Origin of the sequence: Mesorhizobium sp. M7A.F.Ca.US.014.04.1.1 (genome assembly GCF_003998745.1) — a bacterium.
Lineage (GTDB): Bacteria > Pseudomonadota > Alphaproteobacteria > Rhizobiales > Rhizobiaceae > Mesorhizobium > Mesorhizobium ciceri.
The window spans coordinates 1-1,846 of sequence record NZ_RZRW01000837.1 but is presented as its reverse complement, the minus strand read 5'-3'; the positions used below and the strand labels follow the sequence as shown (position 1 = coordinate 1,846).

General features: G+C 59.0%; 4 protein-coding genes. All 4 read left to right on the top strand.

What is annotated here, in order from left to right:
* The coding region (locus EOA22_RS32125; protein ID WP_348629519.1) for an oligopeptide/dipeptide ABC transporter ATP-binding protein at positions 1 to 276 on the top strand (276 nt) is incomplete at its 5' end.
* Positions 277 to 297: 21 nt separating this feature from the next.
* Positions 298 to 1,014, top strand: coding sequence for a M15 family metallopeptidase (locus EOA22_RS32120; RefSeq protein WP_063170695.1), 717 nt, complete (start codon positions 298 to 300; stop codon positions 1,012 to 1,014).
* Positions 1,015 to 1,149: 135 nt separating this feature from the next.
* Entirely contained in the window at positions 1,150 to 1,503 is a 354-nt protein-coding gene (locus tag EOA22_RS32115; RefSeq protein ID WP_063170694.1) for a RidA family protein, read from the top strand.
* A gap of 7 nt (positions 1,504 to 1,510) precedes the next feature.
* Positions 1,511 to 1,846, top strand: a 336-nt coding sequence (locus tag EOA22_RS32110) for an FAD-dependent oxidoreductase (protein ID WP_127390531.1), incomplete at its 3' end; no start/stop codon positions are given.

The window sequence follows — 1,846 nt, the reverse complement described above, 5'->3', positions numbered from 1 at the left end:
TATCTGGGCCGTGTGGTCGAGGTGATGGCGAGCAACGCCAAGCCTTGCCACCCCTACACGCAGGCCCTGTTCGACAGCACATACGAGCCCGACCCCAAGCAACGACGCAAGGTCGCCCGGCTTTCGGGTGAAGTCCCCAGTGGCTATGATATCCCGCCCGGCTGTTCATTCGCAGCACGCTGTCCACGCGCCACTGACCTGTGCCGCCAATTATTGCCGCCCCTGATGACTATCGCCAGCGGACAGCAAGCCGCCTGTCACCATCCCTTGATCTAGAATTGCGAGGAGCAAAATTACATGAACACGCAGGACGCCTGCTATGCTGCCCTTGAGCGGCATTTCCTGACATACACGGAATTGGCCGCAGTGCCGGTGGAGGACAATGACGAGCCCCTGATTGCGATCGGCCCCGAGTTCTCAGGCAAAGTCCTCGCCGTAGACAGTACGATGAAAGTACACACGGGAGACCAGATCTTCGTCCGGTCGCGTGTGGTTCCGATGCTGGATGTGGCGCAACGCGCGCTCCGCGAAATCGCACAAGATTACGACCTGGAGGTTGTCTGTGGCTATCGGCATCTCGATGTGCAGCGCCAGCAATTCCAGGATCAGATCCAGCACGTGCAGCAAAGAACTCCCTCCCTGTCTGGTGAAGCGCTGAAGGAGGCGGCTCACCGTTTCTCGGCCGTACCGGAGGTAGCAGGGCACCCGACCGGCGGCGCGGTCGACGTCCGGATCATTCAATCGAACGGTCAGGCGCTCGCTATGGGCACTGAACTGGGCGAGGATTGCCCGGACACCTACGTCTTTTCGCCATTCATCAAGAGAGAGCACTGGCGCAATCGACAGACGCTCAGGTTCTGCATGCTTCGCGCCGGCTTTGCGCCATTTGACGGCGAATGGTGGCATTTCTCATTCGGGGACCGTGAATGGGCGCGCTATTTCGACAAGGACAGAGCGATCTACAGCCAGCTCAGTTTCTCCATGGATAAGGGCGCGGAGACGACCTCTCGTTGATTGCCGCTGGAACTGGAAGCCTGCTCGCCTCGGAGCGGGCTCCATCCTGTATTAACGTCCTGCGACGGCAGAACCTGTTTGCTCGCTAGCGAACCCAAAAGAGCGCCGCCGCGCCGATCCTTCCAAGGACCTGTCATGACCGCTTCCACACTGCCGTTCTCAAACCTTCGCCGTGCCGGCGATACAGTCTACCTCTCGGGCGAACTCGGCTTCGATGACACTGGAAAAATCTCCGGCGACATTGTGCAGCAAACCCAAAACGTTCTGCGGCGGATCGAGGCCACCCTTGGCACTAGTGGATTATCGCGACGCGATATCCTCTCCTGTACCTGCTACCTGGTGCGCAAGGACGATTTCTCCGCCTTCAACCAGGTGTATCGCGCTTTCTTCAGTCACCATCCGCTGCCGGTCCGTGTCACTGTGGTTAGCGAGTTGGTCATCGACGCGCTGATTGAAATAGCTGTCATCGCGCAGGACTGTAGCGTTTGACTTGCCGATGAGTGAGTTTGCGATCCTCGGCGCCGGCATCGTCGGTGTGACGACAGCACTTGCCCTGCAAGAAGGCGGGCATGAGGTCATCATCATTGACCGTCGGCAACCGGGCAGGGAGGCAAGCTACGGAAACGCCGGGATTGTCCAGCTCGAAGTGATGGAGCCCTATGCATTTCCGCGGGCCGCGCTTGATGTACTGCGTCTGGCACTCGGGTTGGGCAACGACGTCAGGTACCAGCTGGCGGCTCTGCCCTCCGCGGCACTGCCACTCGCGCTCTACTATCTCAACTCTGCCCCGATAAGATATCGGACAATTTCCCATATCTATAGGCAGTTGATT

Coding starts and splice junctions, on each gene's coding strand:
- EOA22_RS32115 (WP_063170694.1), top strand. CDS start 1,150: ATGACCGCTTCCACACTGCCGTTCTCAAACCTTCGCCGTGCCGGCGAT.
- EOA22_RS32120 (WP_063170695.1), top strand. CDS start 298: ATGAACACGCAGGACGCCTGCTATGCTGCCCTTGAGCGGCATTTCCTG.